At 66.1% G+C, this 14,837-nt stretch carries 17 protein-coding genes; 10 read left to right on the top strand and 7 right to left on the bottom strand.

Features of this window, described 5'->3' with window-relative positions:
• The 5 genes from B0W88_RS22115 to B0W88_RS22095 all read right to left on the bottom strand — a co-directional run.
• On the bottom strand, positions 1-129 hold a 129-nt coding region (locus B0W88_RS22115), incomplete at its 3' end, for a GDP-mannose 4,6-dehydratase (RefSeq protein ID WP_144006892.1).
• Between the two features lie 45 nt (positions 130-174).
• The gene (locus B0W88_RS22110; protein WP_077036794.1) at positions 175-1,101 is read right to left on the bottom strand and encodes a GDP-L-fucose synthase; all 927 of its coding nucleotides are present in this window, start codon (positions 1,099-1,101) and stop codon (positions 175-177) included.
• On the bottom strand, positions 1,098-1,436 hold the full coding sequence (locus B0W88_RS22105) for a MarR family EPS-associated transcriptional regulator (protein ID WP_077036793.1): 339 nt from the start codon (positions 1,434-1,436) through the stop codon (positions 1,098-1,100). Before B0W88_RS22105 ends, B0W88_RS22110 begins: the two co-directional genes overlap by 4 nt.
• Before the next feature lie 121 nt (positions 1,437-1,557).
• Positions 1,558-2,718 carry a Wzz/FepE/Etk N-terminal domain-containing protein gene (locus B0W88_RS22100; RefSeq protein ID WP_077036792.1) on the bottom strand — a complete coding sequence of 387 codons (1,161 nt, stop codon included), beginning with the start codon at positions 2,716-2,718 and terminating at the stop codon, positions 1,558-1,560.
• A gap of 25 nt (positions 2,719-2,743) precedes the next feature.
• On the bottom strand, positions 2,744-4,729 hold the full coding sequence (locus tag B0W88_RS22095) for an SLBB domain-containing protein (RefSeq protein ID WP_083748974.1): 1,986 nt from the start codon (positions 4,727-4,729) through the stop codon (positions 2,744-2,746).
• A gap of 157 nt (positions 4,730-4,886) precedes the next feature.
• On the opposite strand from B0W88_RS22095, the gene B0W88_RS22090 reads away from it, so the two are divergent.
• Complete coding sequence (locus B0W88_RS22090) at positions 4,887-6,029, top strand: glycosyltransferase (RefSeq protein WP_077036791.1); 1,143 nt, start codon at positions 4,887-4,889, stop codon at positions 6,027-6,029.
• 28 nt (positions 6,030-6,057) lie between these two features.
• Positions 6,058-7,515: a DEAD/DEAH box helicase gene (locus tag B0W88_RS22085; RefSeq protein WP_077036790.1), complete on the top strand. Its 1,458-nt coding sequence runs from the start codon at positions 6,058-6,060 to the stop codon at positions 7,513-7,515.
• A gap of 15 nt (positions 7,516-7,530) precedes the next feature.
• Here B0W88_RS22085 and B0W88_RS22080 read toward each other — a convergent pair whose 3' ends face one another.
• On the bottom strand, positions 7,531-8,298 hold the full coding sequence (locus B0W88_RS22080; protein ID WP_077036789.1) for an SAM-dependent methyltransferase: 768 nt from the start codon (positions 8,296-8,298) through the stop codon (positions 7,531-7,533).
• Positions 8,295-8,900, bottom strand: a complete 606-nt coding sequence (locus tag B0W88_RS22075; protein WP_077036788.1) for a Maf family nucleotide pyrophosphatase — start codon at positions 8,898-8,900, stop codon at positions 8,295-8,297. Before B0W88_RS22075 ends, B0W88_RS22080 begins: the two co-directional genes overlap by 4 nt.
• A gap of 32 nt (positions 8,901-8,932) precedes the next feature.
• Here B0W88_RS22075 and B0W88_RS22070 point away from each other — a divergent pair, with 32 nt between their 5' ends.
• From B0W88_RS22070 to B0W88_RS22035, 8 genes are all read left to right on the top strand, one after another.
• The gene (locus tag B0W88_RS22070; RefSeq protein WP_077036787.1) at positions 8,933-9,499 is read left to right on the top strand and encodes a DUF177 domain-containing protein; all 567 of its coding nucleotides are present in this window, start codon (positions 8,933-8,935) and stop codon (positions 9,497-9,499) included.
• Between the two features lie 176 nt (positions 9,500-9,675).
• Entirely contained in the window at positions 9,676-9,861 is a 186-nt protein-coding gene (gene rpmF, locus B0W88_RS22065) for a 50S ribosomal protein L32 (protein ID WP_077036786.1), read from the top strand.
• Between the two features lie 181 nt (positions 9,862-10,042).
• Complete coding sequence (plsX, locus tag B0W88_RS22060) at positions 10,043-11,158, top strand: phosphate acyltransferase PlsX (RefSeq protein ID WP_077036785.1); 1,116 nt, start codon at positions 10,043-10,045, stop codon at positions 11,156-11,158.
• Entirely contained in the window at positions 11,155-12,144 is a 990-nt protein-coding gene (locus B0W88_RS22055) for a beta-ketoacyl-ACP synthase III (protein ID WP_077036784.1), read from the top strand. Before plsX ends, B0W88_RS22055 begins: the two co-directional genes overlap by 4 nt.
• A 31-nt stretch (positions 12,145-12,175) precedes the next feature.
• Positions 12,176-13,120, top strand: a complete 945-nt coding sequence (fabD, locus tag B0W88_RS22050) for an ACP S-malonyltransferase (protein ID WP_077036783.1) — start codon at positions 12,176-12,178, stop codon at positions 13,118-13,120.
• A 19-nt stretch (positions 13,121-13,139) separates the two neighbouring features.
• Positions 13,140-13,877, top strand: a complete 738-nt coding sequence (fabG, locus tag B0W88_RS22045) for a 3-oxoacyl-ACP reductase FabG (protein WP_077036782.1) — start codon at positions 13,140-13,142, stop codon at positions 13,875-13,877.
• Positions 13,878-13,995: 118 nt separating this feature from the next.
• Entirely contained in the window at positions 13,996-14,235 is a 240-nt protein-coding gene (gene acpP, locus B0W88_RS22040) for an acyl carrier protein (RefSeq protein ID WP_077036781.1), read from the top strand.
• A 50-nt stretch (positions 14,236-14,285) separates the two neighbouring features.
• On the top strand, positions 14,286-14,837 hold a 552-nt coding region (locus tag B0W88_RS22035; RefSeq protein WP_304442595.1), incomplete at its 3' end, for a beta-ketoacyl synthase N-terminal-like domain-containing protein.

Raw genomic sequence — 14,837 nt, 5'->3', positions numbered from 1 at the left:
GGTATTGAACAGGGACGAGCGGCGCTTGATGCCATGGACCTCGTAACCCTTGTTGAGCAGCAGTTCGGCGAGGTAGGCGCCGTCCTGACCGGTGACGCCGGTGATCAGCGCGACTTTGCGATTGGACATAGGTGGTGTGCAGGTTGCGGGCTGGACGCAGTAGTCGCCCAAGAGTCAATTGAGGAAGGATGCGGTGGCGTAGGTCTTGCGAATGCCTTCCGCGAGTGGTGTGGCGGCCTTCCACCCCAGCCTGGCCAGGCGGCTGACGTCGAGCAGCTTGCGCGGCGTCCCGTCAGGCTTGCTTGCATCGAAGACGATGCGGCCGGAGAAGCCCACGATATGCATGATCTGCTCGGCCAGTTCTCGGATGGTGACATCGCTGCCAGTGCCGATGTTCAGCAGGGGGCCACCATAGCCGCGCTCCATCAGGAACACGCAGGCATCAGCGAGATCCTCGACGTAGAGAAACTCCCGTCGTGGTGAGCCGCTGCCCCAAACCACAAGTTCCTGTTGGCCACCCTGCTTTGCTTCATGAGCCTTGCGCATCAGCGCCGGCAGGACATGGCTATTGGCCAGGTCGTAGTTGTCGTTTGGGCCGTAGAGATTGGTCGGCATGACGCTGACGTATTCCCTGCCAAACTGGCGGTTGTAGCTTTCGGCGAGCTTGATGCCGGCAATCTTTGCAATGGCGTACGGCTCATTCGTGGGTTCGAGCGGGCCGGTCAGGAGGCTGTCTTCCTGGATGGGCTGACTGCAGTCGCGTGGGTAGATGCAGCTCGATCCGAGGAACATCAGCCGTTGAACGCCGGCCAGATGGGCGCCATTGATCAGATTGCCCTCGATCATTAGGTTCTGATAAAGGAAGTCCGCGCGATAGAGATTGTTCGCCTGTATGCCGCCGACCTTGGCCGCGGCAATGAAGATGTAGTCAGGCCGCTCGCGCCCCAGAAACTCCCGAACTGCATGCTGGTTCGTGAGATCAAGTTCGCTGCGGCTGCGCGTGAGGATGTTGGTATAGCCGGCCTGCTGCAGGCGACGAACGATCGCGCTGCCGACCATGCCGCGGTGACCCGTCACGAAGATCTTGGAATCTCTATTCATGAGTTCGACTTGTCATTGGCGAGTTCTTGACGCAGGTTGGCGATTTCACCCTGCAGCAGTTCGAACTCCCGTTCTTTGCGTTCCAGGAACGCCCTTGCCAATCGCAACTTGGCCGCGGCGCCACTGGGCGTCAGCAGATAGCTGTAGGCAAGTTTGTTGTCGGCGCGCCGAAAGTTGTTCACCTTGACCCAGCCGCGATCTATGACTGCTCGCAGGCAGTAGTTGATCTTTCCGACGCTGACACCGAGCTGGTTTGCAAGCGCTCGTTGGCTTGCCGGGCGCTGTTCTGCAATTTTCTGCAGCAATTCGTAGTCAAGGTCGCTGGGCGAGTCCATGTTGTTCACATTGTCCGTTCAACGATTGAACGGGTGGACTATACCCGAGGCCTGCTGAGCGCCCCTCCTCGTCGTTGCCGGCTCCCGGCTAACAGCGGGTGCCGCTTGGCGTGTCGATCAGCTACCAGGCCTTGCGGAGGCGTTCGATCTTGCTCGCGCGAGCTGGGTCGCCCTGCGCGCGGCTCCACAGGAGTTGGCACAGGAAGTAGAGAGCAAGGGCGACGCCGGTGCCGGCGGCGGCGGCGATCGCCAGGGCTGCGCGCTTGGGCTTGGTCTTGCGCTCGGGGGGCGTTGCCACGTCGACCACCTGCAATGGCCCACCTTCGCGACTTTCATCCAGGCGGGCGGCTTCGTACTGCTTGGAGAACAGCTCGTACAAGGCCTCCTGGTACTTGAATTCTCTGTAGCGGCCGATGTAGTCGGCGTCTTCCTTGGGCTCCGTGGTCGTTCGCTCCATTCGTTCCAATTGGGACTTCAGCGCCGCGAGCAGGGCCGTCTGTTGCTGAACTTCCGGGGCGCCGTCGGCCAGCGAACGTCGCATCGTCTGCAACTTGACCTCGGCGGTAGTCGCTTCTGCTTTCAGCCGGGCAAAGCCCTCGGCTGCGGCCTTGGGCTCGGTTTTCAGCGCGTTGCTGTTGAAGCCGCTGGCCTGCAATGCCTGCTGGGCCTCGGCCAAATTGAGTTTCGTGCGCTTGACCTCGTTCTCGAAGAAGACTCGCCGCTGCTGCGCTTCGGTCAGCGCAAGGGTGGCGGTGAGGCGACGCAATTCCTCCACGTACTGATTGGCCATCGCGGCAGCGACGTCCGGGTTGGAGGCGTCAGCCTCCAGTGTGATCAGCCCGTCCTTCTTGCCGAGTGTGATGCGAACGTTGCTCTCGAGTTCCCGTTGGGCGAGGAAGCGATACTTGACTTCGTAGACCTCCATCAGCTTGAAGCGATCGATGATTCGATCCTTGATGTTGGCGCTTTGCATCAACGCGACGTACTGATCACCAGGCGTCTTGACGCTGCCTCCGGCCAGTCCAGCCAGGGCGCCGAGGGAAGCAATGGCGGACACGGCCGAAGACTGTTGCTGTTGCGGGGGCAGGAACACCGTCCTGGCGGTATAGGTCGGCGTCAGCAGGAAGCTGATGCCCAAGGTCACCACGCCCACGACCAGCGGAGCGATGACCAGCACCCGCCAACGCTTCGCCAGTGCGGTGGCGAGGTCGAGTATGTCGATGTCGTCTTCGTTCCGGGAATCGAGGCCGTGTTCCGTCAAGCGATTGTCTGAAATTTGCATGATCGAGTGGTCGCTGGCGGCGAGATCAATTCTTCAGCGTCTGCAGCGCAGCAGCGCCCAGGCCGAACTGATAAAGGATCTGCGTCCACTGCTGTGCGGACTGTACGAACGTGGTCTTGTCCAGTTCCTCCGGAACGAAAATCGTATCGCCGGGTAGCGCGGAGAGATGTTCGATGCCGGAACCCACACCAAGCCAGCCGCTGTTGGATTGGCGGGCGCTCACCACGCTGCCGTTGGCACGCACGACGAAGATGCTGTCCGTATCGGCGCCGCGCTTGGTCCCCCCGGCCTGCTTCATCACGTCATTCAGGGTACCGCCCGGTGGCAGGAGGTAGCTGCCGGCATTGAAGACGCTGCCGAAGACGCCGACCGTCGTCGGGCGTCCCGGGATGCTGACCCGGTCGCCGTCCTCGACCACCAGGCGGGGCAGGTCGCTGCCACGTGGGTCAAGCTGCAACACGACGCGGCCGGTCGGGCGCACGCTGCGCAGTCGCTCGATCAGACGGGATGTGCCTGCGGCGCGTTGCGTCTGCGCCGAGGCTTCGTCGGCTGTCAGTGCCCGCTGCGTCGAGGTCTGCCGCGTGAAGTCAGTCTCCAGATCGCGCAGCGCACGATCATAGTTTTCCTGCTGCTGCTTGCGCACGCTTTCCCGCGAGAAGTCGGTGCCGAAGACGTACGCCTGGGGCGTCAAGCCGCCAGCAGCCTGGAGCGCGTCCTGCAATGTGCTGGTAGGCGCGAGCAGGTAATCGCCTGGCCGCAGGACCTCACCTTCGACGCGCACGCGCTTGAACTGGCGATCCTGCGCCAGCGTGGCGTCGACGGCGCTGAATGCGCGTAGGACGTCGCCGTTTTCGACAGGTGCCTGCGTCTGCTTCGGCAGATCCAGTTGAACGATGCGCCGGTCGTTGCGGTCGCTGAGGCGCTCGACGGCAACACGACTGCGGTCCGCGACGGCACTGAAGCCGCCAGCCATCGCCAGCACATCTGCGACGGTTTCACCTGGCTTGAGCTCCACGATACTGGCCTTGTTGACGCTGCCCAACACGGCTGCCTGGGGGCCTACAGGCCCGATATAGATCACGTCTTCGGCCTGCAGCGGCAGGTCGGCAGCCTTCTCGCCGCGCAGCAGGAGGTCATAAATGTCGAAGCGCGAGACCGTCTTGCCGCCGCGGCGCAGTTCGATCTGGCGGAAGCTGCCGGCCGCGGAGGGGCCGCCGGCCTGCATCAGGCCGTTGACGATCGTCGACAGGCTGCTCACCGTGTAGGGACCAGGCCGTGGCGTGAAGCCTGTAACGTAGATACGGAAGCTGCGCAGGCGACCAAGAGCCGTGCTGACCTGGAAGTTCTTGAACACTTGGCCGACGCGTGCGCGCACCGCGTCGTTGAGCTGGCCGTAGCTCATGCCTGCCACCATGATGGGGCCGATGCGAGGGATGTTGATGCGCCCGACGCGGTCGACCACCAGGCGAAGATCTGCGTCGATCGAGCCCCAGATCGTGACCTGCACCTCATCGCCGATGCCCAGGACGTAGTCTTCGCCGACGGCGCGGGGTGGTTCGCTGTTGTTGCTGGTGCTGCCGCCGTCCAGCATCAGGTCGGCGCCGAGGCGCCGCACGAGCAGTGGCGGGCGGGTGTCCGCGGCTCCGGCCAAGGGCGCGCGCTGAGGGCCCACGTAGTCCGTGATATCCAGCCCCAACTGCTTGTTGACATAGAGCTCGAACTCGCCCGGCTGATATGGGGTTGGGCGCTGTTGAGGGCGCCTTGTATCGGTCTGCTGGCGTTCCTCATCCGCATTGCGCGTACGGTCGCCCATGGTGCCTTGCACCGGAGCGAGCAGGCGCATCGGGCTGACGCTTTGGGTATCGTCCGGCTCGGCAGCCTGCGACGCACCGATGCCCAGACTCAGTACCAGCGCGGTAGTTGCGGCGGCAAACCTACGCGTCCGCAAGAGGACGCTTGGCGCGGGCGCCCCCAGGTTGCTGGCCGTGCCAGCATCGAAGATGTCGTTCATGAAGTTGCAGGAGCGGGCGGCATGGAAGCCACCGGATTCGACAGTGCGCGCATTCTATGGTCTGCGCCGTGACGACCATGGCGGAAGTCGATTCGTGCTTGCAGCGCCGCACGCCGCGGTGACCTTGGCGCGTATGGGCACTAGGTACACTCGCGCGATGCTCGCCCTGATGTTGTCCTTCTTTGTCTCTCTGCTGGTCAGCCTGATCGTCATCCGATCCTCGCACCGGCATGGCCATCTTTCGGCCGATGGCGACTTCTCCGGCCCGCAGAAGTTCCACGCCCGCCCCGTGCCCCGCATCGGCGGGCTCGGCATCTATCTGGGCCTGATAGCGACCGCTTTGGTCGCCTGGCTCAAGGGCCCGCGCGAGTTGAATCTCGGCTTGCCCCTCCTTCTCCTCTGCAGCCTCCCCGCCTTCGGCTCCGGCCTTATCGAGGACCTGACCAAGAAGGTCTCTCCTCGCGAGCGCCTGATCGCCACCGCCATCGCTGCCGCCATCGCCTTCTTCGTCCTCGACGCCCGCATCGACCATGTCGACATCGTCGGCCTCGACTGGCTGCTGGCCTTCCCGGCGATCTCCTTCGTGATGACCATCGTCGCCGGTGCCGGCCTGGCCAATGCGGTCAACATCATCGACGGCTTCAACGGTCTGGCCTCGATGTGCGTGGCGCTGATGCTGCTGGCGCTCGGCTATGTCGCCTACCAGGTGGGTGATGCCGAACTGGCCTTCTGGGCACTCGCGGGCATCGGCGGAGTGCTGGGCCTGTTCGTCTGGAACTTCCCGGCCGGCCTGATCTTCCTCGGCGACGGCGGCGCCTACTTCCTCGGCTTCCTGCTGGCCGAAGTCAGCATCCTGCTGGTCAAGCGGCATCCGGAGGTGTCGCCGCTGTTTGCGCTCCTGGTCTGCATCTATCCGGTCTTCGAGACGCTGTTCTCGATCTACCGCCGCCGCTTCATCCGCGCCACGCCGCCGGGACTGCCCGACGGCATCCACCTCCACTCGCTGATCTACCGGCGCCTGATGCGCTGGGCGATGGGCGCACGCGATGCGCGCACACTGACGCGTCGCAACTCGTTCACCGCGCCATATCTCTGGATGCTGTGCATCACCTCGCTCATCCCTGCCGTGCTGTTCTGGGATTCCACCCCGGCGCTGCTGGCCTTCCTGGTGCTGTTCGGCCTTTCCTATGTCGGTCTGTACTGGCGCATCGTCCGCTTCCGTACGCCGCGTTGGATGGTCTTGAAACGCAGCCGCGATGCGGCACACCGCAGGCTCGCAAGTCCGGGTAAACACGAGTGATTCAGGGCCTGGGCGATAATCCCGCCCCATGACCGAATCTTCGACCCCCACCGCGGCGCCGGCCCGCTTCGACACGCTGGCCCTCGACGCCAAGCTGCTGCGCGCCGTTTCCGACTCCGGCTACGCCACGATGACGCCGATCCAGGCCAAGGCGATTCCGATCGTCCTGGAGGGGCGCGACGTGATGGGTGCCGCGCAGACCGGCACGGGCAAGACGGCCGCCTTCTCGATCCCGCTGCTGCAGCGCATGCTCAAGCACGAGAACGCCAGCGCCTCGCCCGCCCGGCATCCGGTGAGGGCTGTCGTTATTGCACCCACCCGTGAATTGGCAGACCAGGTCGCCAACAACGTGCGTGCCTACGCCAAGCACACGAATCTGCGCGTGGCCTGCGTGTTCGGCGGCATCGACATGAAGCCGCAGACGCTGCAGCTGAAGGCGGGTGTCGAAGTGCTGATCGCCACGCCGGGCCGCCTGCTGGACCACATCGAGGCGAAGAACTGCGTGCTGAACCAGGTCGAGTACGTGGTGCTCGACGAGGCTGACCGCATGCTGGACATCGGCTTTCTGCCCGATCTGCAGCGCATCCTGTCCTACCTGCCCAAGGCCCGGCAGACGCTGTTGTTCTCGGCCACCTTCTCGCCCGAGATCAAGCGCCTGGCCCAGAGCTATCTGCAGGACCCGGTCTTCGTCGAGGTGGCGCGCCCGAACGCCACGGCCACCAACGTCGAGCAGCTGTTCTACAGCGTCGAGGACGAGGACAAGCGCAACGCGATCAAGCAGATCATCCGCGAGCGCAGCATTACCCAGGCGATCGTGTTCGGCAACTCCAAGCTGGGCGTCGCCCGCCTGGCCCGTGCCTTCGAGCGCGACGGCCTGCGTACCGCGGCGCTGCACGGCGACAAGTCCCAGGACGAACGCCTGAAGTCGCTGGACGCCTTCAAGCGCGGGGAAGTGGACCTGCTGGTCGCCACCGACGTGGCCGCCCGCGGCCTGGACATCGCCGACCTGCCGGCGGTCTTCAACTATGACGTGCCCTTCAACGCCGAGGACTATGTCCACCGCATCGGCCGCACCGGCCGGGCCGGCGCTTCGGGCATCGCCGTCACGCTGGTCGCCCGATCGGATGCGCGCCTGGTGGCCGACATCGAGAAGCTGATCAAGCGCAAGATCGAGCTTGAGCCGATGGAGATCGAGCAGGAGCGCCGCGAGCGCCGTCCGCGACGTGAATTCGATGCCCCGTCGGCTCCGCGCCCGGCAGAAAGCGTGGCCGCACCGCGCCCTTCCTATCGCCCGCCGGCCGCTCCGCGCGATCCGTTCTTCGACAAGCCCTACGAATCCAGCAAGACCGAAGGCGAGCTCCCGGCCTGGGACAAGAGCCACGGTGCGCAAGTCAATGCCCCGAAGGGTCTGTCCAGCTACATCAAGCCGAAGAAGAAGGTGGCGGCGCTGTTCGGTGCCAAGGTGCCGGCGTCCTCGACGACCTGATCGAGCCCTTCCAGCTCAGGCCAGCAGCGCGAACACCGCCGGGATCTTGTCCGGCAGGCTCGCGCCGTTCTCTTTTTTCCTCCACTGCGCCACGCTCATGCTGCGGGTCCAGCCCTGCGGCACGCTCAGGCCGCAGCTGATCGAGAGTCGGGTCTGTGGCTTCAGCGCTGCCAGCAGCGCCTGCAGCAGCGCGCCGTTGCGATAGGGCGTCTCGATCATCAGCTGCGTCTGCTGTTGGCGGGCCGACAGCGCCTCCAACTCGCGGATCCTCGCCGTGCGCGCCGCTGCGTCGACCGGCAGGTAGCCGACGAAGGCGAAGCTCTGGCCGTTCAGGCCGCTGGCCGCCAGGGCCATGAGAAGCGAGCTGGGGCCGGCGTGCGGCACCACCTCGACGCCGGCCGCATGGGCGGCTGCCACCAGCTGCGCGCCGGGATCGGCGATGGCCGGCAGCCCGGCCTCCGAGATCAGCCCGACGTCATGGCCGGCCAGCGCCGGAGCCAGCAAGGCCTGCCAGGCGGCGGCCATGTCGGTGTCCGCCTTGCCCTTCGGTGCGCGCGGCAGTTCCCTGATGTCCTGCTCCTGGACCGGCCTGGCCAGCGGCTGCAGTGCATCCACGCGCTTCAGGAAGGCCCGGGTCGTCTTGGCGTTCTCGGCAGCCCAGTAGGTGAGGCGCGCGGCGGTTTCGATCACCTGCTGGGGCAGCACCTCGCGCAGGTCGCCGGCGGCGCCTTCGATGCCGAAGTCCAGCGTGTTCGGGATCAGGTGCAGACGGCCGCGGCTCATGCCTGAGCCCGCAGTGGATCGATGCCGGCGGCACGCAGCATGGCGCTGGTGCGGATCAGCGGCAGGCCGACCAGGGCGGTCGGGTCGTCCGATTCGATCGCTTCCAGCAGCGCGATGCCCAGCGTCTCCGACTTGGCGCTGCCGGCGCAGTCGTAGGGCTGCTCGGCGTGCAGGTAACTTTCTATTTCAGCGTCATCGAGCCGACGGAAGCGCACCCGGACCGGTGCCAGCTGCTGCTGCACGAAGCCGGTCGAGGCGCGTACGACGGCGACGGCGGTCTGGAACACGACGGTCCGTCCGCTCATCGCGCGCAACTGGTCGACTGCGCGCTCGTGCGTGCCGGGCTTGCCGATCGGCGTGCCGTCCAGGTCGGCCACCTGGTCCGAGCCGATCACGACGGCATCGGGGAACCGCGCGGCCACGGCCTGTGCCTTGGCCAGCGCCAGGCGCACGGCCAGGGCTGCCGGCGTCTCGCCGGGCTGTGGTGTCTCGTCGACCTCCGGCGAGGCGACAGTGAAGCTCAGACGCAGCCGCTCGAGCAGTTCGCGGCGGTAGCGCGAGGTCGAGCCGAGGACGAGGTTCGGGCGGTCGGAAATGGACATCGCGGAATTCTGACACCCTTACACTTCGGCCCATGAAGAAGCGCGTATTCGTCCCCGAGAAGCTGGATGTGGAGAACTTCGTCAAGGACGAGGCCGAGCTCGCAGGCGCCTGGCCTGCCGCCAGCCTGGAGCGCCTGGCAGATGCGGCGGCGCCCGAGCAGCCGGCGACCGGCTGGCCGGCGGTCAACTGGTCGCTGAAGGGTGAGTTGCGGGAGCAGCGCCGCGCCGAGCCGCAGTTGTGGATGCAGGTCGAGGCTGACGCCGAGGTTCAGCTGACCTGCCAGCGCTGCCTGAAGCCGGTGCCGGAACGCGTCGAGGTCTCGCGCTGGTTCCATTTCGTCGGCACGGAGGACGAGGCAGCCACCCTCGATGCCGACAGCGAGGACGACGTGCTCGCGTTGCCCCGCCACCTCGACGCCCGCGAGCTGATCGAGGACGAACTGCTGCTGGGGCTGCCGCTGGTGCCGCGTCACGAGGAATGCCCGGAGCCGCTGGCCGCGCCTGCCGAGTCGGACGAGGAAGAGGAGCCTTTCGATGAGCGGCCAAACCCGTTCGCCAAGCTGGCCGCCCTGAAAAAGGAGCCAGGCGGCACTTCGTAAAAACCAGGGGGTGTGCTACACTCGCGGGCTTTCCCCGGTTCGAGACTCAAAGTAGCGCGCCAATGCTTGGGCACTAGGCTTGGGCATTAGGCGGCTGGCGCATGGTGCGCATGAAGCTCGTGCACATCAATTGCGGCGTCCGGGAATGTTCTAGCCCGGACCCTTAGGAGAATTTCATGGCCGTTCAGCAAAACAAGAAGTCGCCTTCCAAGCGTGGCATGCACCGCTCGCACAACGCCCTGGTCACCCCGGGCACCGCGATCGAGCCGACCACCGGTGAAGTGCATCTGCGTCACCACATCAGCGCCACCGGTTTCTACCGTGGCCGCAAGGTCTTGAAGACCAAGGCTGACGCTTCCTGATCGACCTGGCGTTGCGTGCTGTCACCCGACAGCGCGCCGCTCGATCTGACCGTTAGACAAACACCCGGCCTGTACATGGTGCAGTGCCGGGTTTTTGCGTTTTTGCAAATTGTCTCGGGGCCGCGCGTAAAGTCGAAGCCGGCTCCGAACTTCTATCCGGCCTGCGCGCCGGCCTCGCACGATGACCGTTGAAGCCCGCACTGATGTGATCCGCATTGCCGTCGACTGCATGGGTGGCGATCACGGGCCATCGGTGACGCTGCCGGCCGCCCGGGCCTTCCTGGCGGCGCATCCGCGCGCGCAGCTGCTGCTGGTCGGCCTGCCCGAGGCGCTGGCGCCGGCGGCGCAGTGGGATCGCTGCACGCTGGTCCCCGCCTCGGAAGTCGTCGCGATGGACGACCCGATCGAGGTGGCGCTGCGGCGCAAGAAGCAGTCGTCGATGCGCGTGGCGATCAGCCAGCTCAAGAGCCTTGCCGATGCCGCGCCGGCCGCCGATGCCTGCGTCTCCGCCGGCAATACCGGCGCCTTGATGGCCGTGGCCCGCTACCTGCTGAAGACGGTGGATGGCATCGACCGCCCGGCCATCGCCACCGTCCTGCCGAACCAGAAGAACGGCTTCACGACGGTGCTCGATCTGGGTGCCAACGTGGACTGCACCGCCGAGCACCTGCTGCAGTTCGCCGTGATGGGCAGCGCGCTGGTCGCCGCCGTCGACGGCAAGGAAGACCCCAGCGTCGGCCTGCTGAACATCGGCGAGGAGATGATCAAGGGCAGCGAGACCATCAAGCGCGCCGGCGAGCTGCTGCGCCAGGCGGCGGCCGACGGGCACATGAACTTCCACGGCAATGTGGAAGGCAATGACATCTTCAAGGGCACGACGGACCTGGTCGTCTGCGACGGCTTCGTCGGCAACGTCGCGCTGAAGACGGCCGAGGGCGTGGCGACCATGCTCGGCGCGATGATCAAGGAAGAGTTTGGCCGCAGTTGGCTGACGAAGGCGACCGCAGTCATCGCATTGCCGGTGCTCAAGCGCTTCAAGGCGCGCATGGACCACCGCCGCTTCAATGGCGCGGCGCTGCTGGGCCTGCGCGGGCTGGTCTTCAAGAGCCACGGTTCGGCCGATGCCTTCGCCTTCGAGCAGGCTTTGAACAGAGCTTATGATGCGGCCCGCAACCGGCTGCTCGATCGTGTCCATGACCGCATCGTCGAGACGCTGCAGGCGCTGCCGGCCACTCCCGCCGGCGACGCATCGGTCAATGGAAACGGGGCGTTAGACGTCGCCCAGCAGACTGCATGAGCAACAGTTCCCCCCGCTACGCCCGCATCGTCGGGACCGGCAGCTACCTCCCTCCCCAACGCGTCAGCAATGCCGACCTGGCGGCGCGCCTGGCCAAGGACGATATCGAGACCTCGGACGAGTGGATCGTCGAGCGCACCGGCATCCGCTTCCGCCATTTCGCTGCCGACGACGTGACGTCCAGCGACCTGGCCCTGCCGGCCGCGCAAGCCGCGCTGGCGGCTGCCGGCATCACGGCCAGCGAGATCGACCTGATCGTCGTCGCCACCTCGACGCCGGACATGATCTTCCCGTCCACCGCCGCGCTGCTGCAGCAGAAGCTGGGCGTCCACGGCTGCGCGGCCTTCGACGTGCAGGCCGTCTGCTCCGGCTTCGTCTATGCGCTGACGGTGGCCGACGCGATGATCAAGACCGGTGCCGCCAGCAAGGCGCTGGTGGTCGGTGCCGAGGTGTTCTCGCGCATCCTCGACTTCAAGGACCGCACGACCTGCGTGCTGTTCGGCGACGGCGCCGGTGCCGTCGTGCTGGCCGCCAGCGAAACGCCCGGCATCATCGCCAGCGAACTGCATGCCGACGGCCGCCATGTGGACATCCTCTGCGTGCCCGGCAACGTGGCCGGCGGCAAGGTGCTCGGCGATCCCTTCCTGAAGATGGACGGCCAGGCCGTGTTCAAGCAGGCGGTCAGCGTGCTGGAGAAGGTGGCCCGCTCGGTGCTCGAGAAGGCCGGCCGCAGCGAGGCCGACATCGACTGGCTGATCCCGCACCAGGCCAATATCCGCATCATGCAGGGCACGGCCAAGAAGCTGAAGATGTCGCTGGACAAGCTGATCGCGACCGTCGACGAGCACGGCAACACGTCGGCAGCCTCGATCCCGCTGGCGCTGGACGTGGCGGTGCGCGACGGCCGCATCAAGCCGGGCGACACGGTGATGCTGGAAGGCGTCGGTGGCGGCTTCACCTGGGGTGCGGTGCTGCTCGACCTCTGAGTTATTCAACGAATCGGTATTTGAGAAAGCTATGAGCGCAAGCTTTGCATTCGTGTTCCCGGGCCAGGGTTCGCAGTCCGTCGGCATGCTGGACGCCTGGGGCGACCATCCCGCCGTGGCGGCCACGCTGGCCGAAGCTTCGGCCGCGCTGGGCGAGGACATCGGCGCCCTGATCAAGACGGGCCCGAAGGAACAACTGGACCTGACCACCAACACCCAGCCGGTGATGCTGACTGCCGGCATCGCCTGCTACCGCGCCTGGATCGCCGAGACCGGCCTGGTGCCCGTGGCCGCCGCCGGCCATTCGCTGGGCGAGTACACGGCGCTGGTCGCCTCCGGTGCGCTGAGCCTGGCTGACGCGCTGCCGCTGGTGCGCCTGCGCGCCCAGGCGATGCAGGAAGCGGTGCCGGTCGGCGCTGGCGCGATGTACGCGATCCTGGGCCTGGACGGCGAGGCCGTGCGCGAGGTGTGCAAGAAGGTTGCGGCCGATACGGGCGAGGTCGTCGAGGCCGTCAACTTCAATGACCCGAAGCAGACCGTGATCGCCGGCAGCAAGGCTGGCGCCGAAGCCGCCGCCGCCGCGCTGAAGGAAGCCGGCGCCAAGCGTGCGCTGCCGCTGTCGGTGTCTGCGCCTTTCCATTCGAGCCTGATGAAGCCGGCTGCAGAACGCCTGCGCGAGCGCCTGGCCTCGGTGAACTTCGGCGCCCAGGCCTTCCCGGTCGTCAACAACATCGACGTGGCCATCACCGATAACGCCGACGCGCTGCGCGATGCGCTGTACCGGCAGGCCTTCGGGCCGGTGCGCTGGGTCGAGGTGATCCAGGCGCTGAAGGCGCGCGGGCTCACGCACATCATCGAATGTGGTCCCGGCAAGGTGCTGGCCGGCATGGCCAAGCGCATCGACGGTGAACTGAGCAGCACCACGGTGCTGGACCCGGCCTCGCTGGCCGAGGCCAAGGCCCTGCTGCAGGCATAACGAGTTAGTTCCACACACCATGACTGATACCAAGCAAGTCGCCCTGGTCACCGGCGCCAGCCGCGGCATCGGCCGCGCGATCGCGCTGTCGCTGGCCGAGAAGGGCTTCACCGTCATCGGCACCGCGACGACCGAGTCCGGCGCCGCCGCCATCAACGAGGTGCTGGGGTCCTTCGGCGGCCGCGGCATCGCGCTGAACGTCAATGACCAGGCGGCGGCCGAAGCCGCCATCGACGCCATCGTGAAGGCCGACGGCGGTCTGCAGGTGCTGGTCAACAACGCCGGCATCACCCGCGACAACCTGTCCATGCGGATGAAGGACGACGAGTGGGATGCCGTGGTGGACACCAATCTGAAGGCCGTCTTCCGCATGAGCCGCGCCGTGATGCGCACGATGATGAAGCAGCGCTATGGCCGCATCGTCAACATCACCTCGGTGGTGGGTGCGTCCGGCAACGCGGGCCAGGCCAACTATGCGGCGGCCAAGGCCGGCGTGGCGGGCATGACGCGCTCGCTGGCGCGCGAGCTGGGCAGCCGCGGCATCACCGTCAACTGCATCGCGCCCGGCTTCATCGCCACCGACATGACTGAGGTGCTGCCCGAGGCCCAGAAGGCTGCGCTGCTGGCCTCGATCCCGCTGGGCCGCCTGGGCGAGCCCAGGGAGATCGCCGACGCCGTGGCCTTCCTGGCCAGCGCCCAGGCCGGCTACATCACCGGCACCGAGCTGCACGTCAACGGCGGCATGTACATGAACTGAGGCGGCCGCTACTCTCGCGACCGCCCACCGGACCTGCCCGGCCGGTGCAAGGCTCGCCCCGAAAGGGGAAGCCTTTAGAATCCCGGGCTGTTCTTTGTAATCCACTCCTGGAGGAGTCATGAGCGATATCGAAACCCGTGTCAAGAAAATCATCGCCGAGCAGCTGGGCGTGCCCGAAGCCGACGTGTCCAACGAGAAGGCCTTCGTGGCTGACCTGGGCGCCGATTCCCTCGACACCGTGGAACTGGTGATGGCCCTCGAAGACGAGTTCGGCATCGAGATCCCGGACGAAGAGGCCGAGAAGATCACCACCGTGCAGCTGGCGATCGACTACGCCGTCAAGCACCAGAAGGCCTGAGCGACGTCGCTCCTTAGGCTGTATTAGTCGTCAACCGATCCCCGCATCGCATGAGCCGTCGTCGCGTCGTCGTCACCGGTCTCGGCCTGATCAGTCCCGTGGGCAACACGGTCACTGAGGGCTGGGCCAACATCCTGGCCGGCAAGACCGGCATTGACCGCATCACCCGTTTCGATGCCACCAACTTCGCCTGCCAGTTCGCCGGCGAGGTGAAGGGCTTCGACGTCAGTGAGTACCTCAACTCCAAGGAGGCGAGGACGATGGACACCTTCATCCACTATGGGTTCGCCGCGGCGGCCCAGGCGGTGAAGGATGCGGGCCTGCCCACCGGCGATCAGTTGACGGAAGAGCAGGCCGAGCGCATCGGCGTGCTCGTGGGCTCGGGCATCGGCGGCCTGCCGATGATCGAGGAAACCCACGCCGAACTGGTGGCCCGCGGCCCGCGCCGTGTGTCGCCGTTCTTCGTGCCGGCATCGATCATCAACATGATCTCCGGCCACGTCTCGATCAAATTCGGCTTCCAGGGGCCGAACCTCGCGATCGTGACCGCCTGCACCACCGGCCTGCATTGCATCGGCGAGGCCGGCCGCATGATCGAATAC

It is taken from the genome of Pelomonas sp. KK5 (assembly GCF_001984095.1).
In the GTDB taxonomy this organism is placed as follows: domain Bacteria; phylum Pseudomonadota; class Gammaproteobacteria; order Burkholderiales; family Burkholderiaceae_C; genus KK5.
Note: the sequence above shows the minus strand (reverse complement) of the source record. Positions and strands in the feature narration are given on the sequence as shown.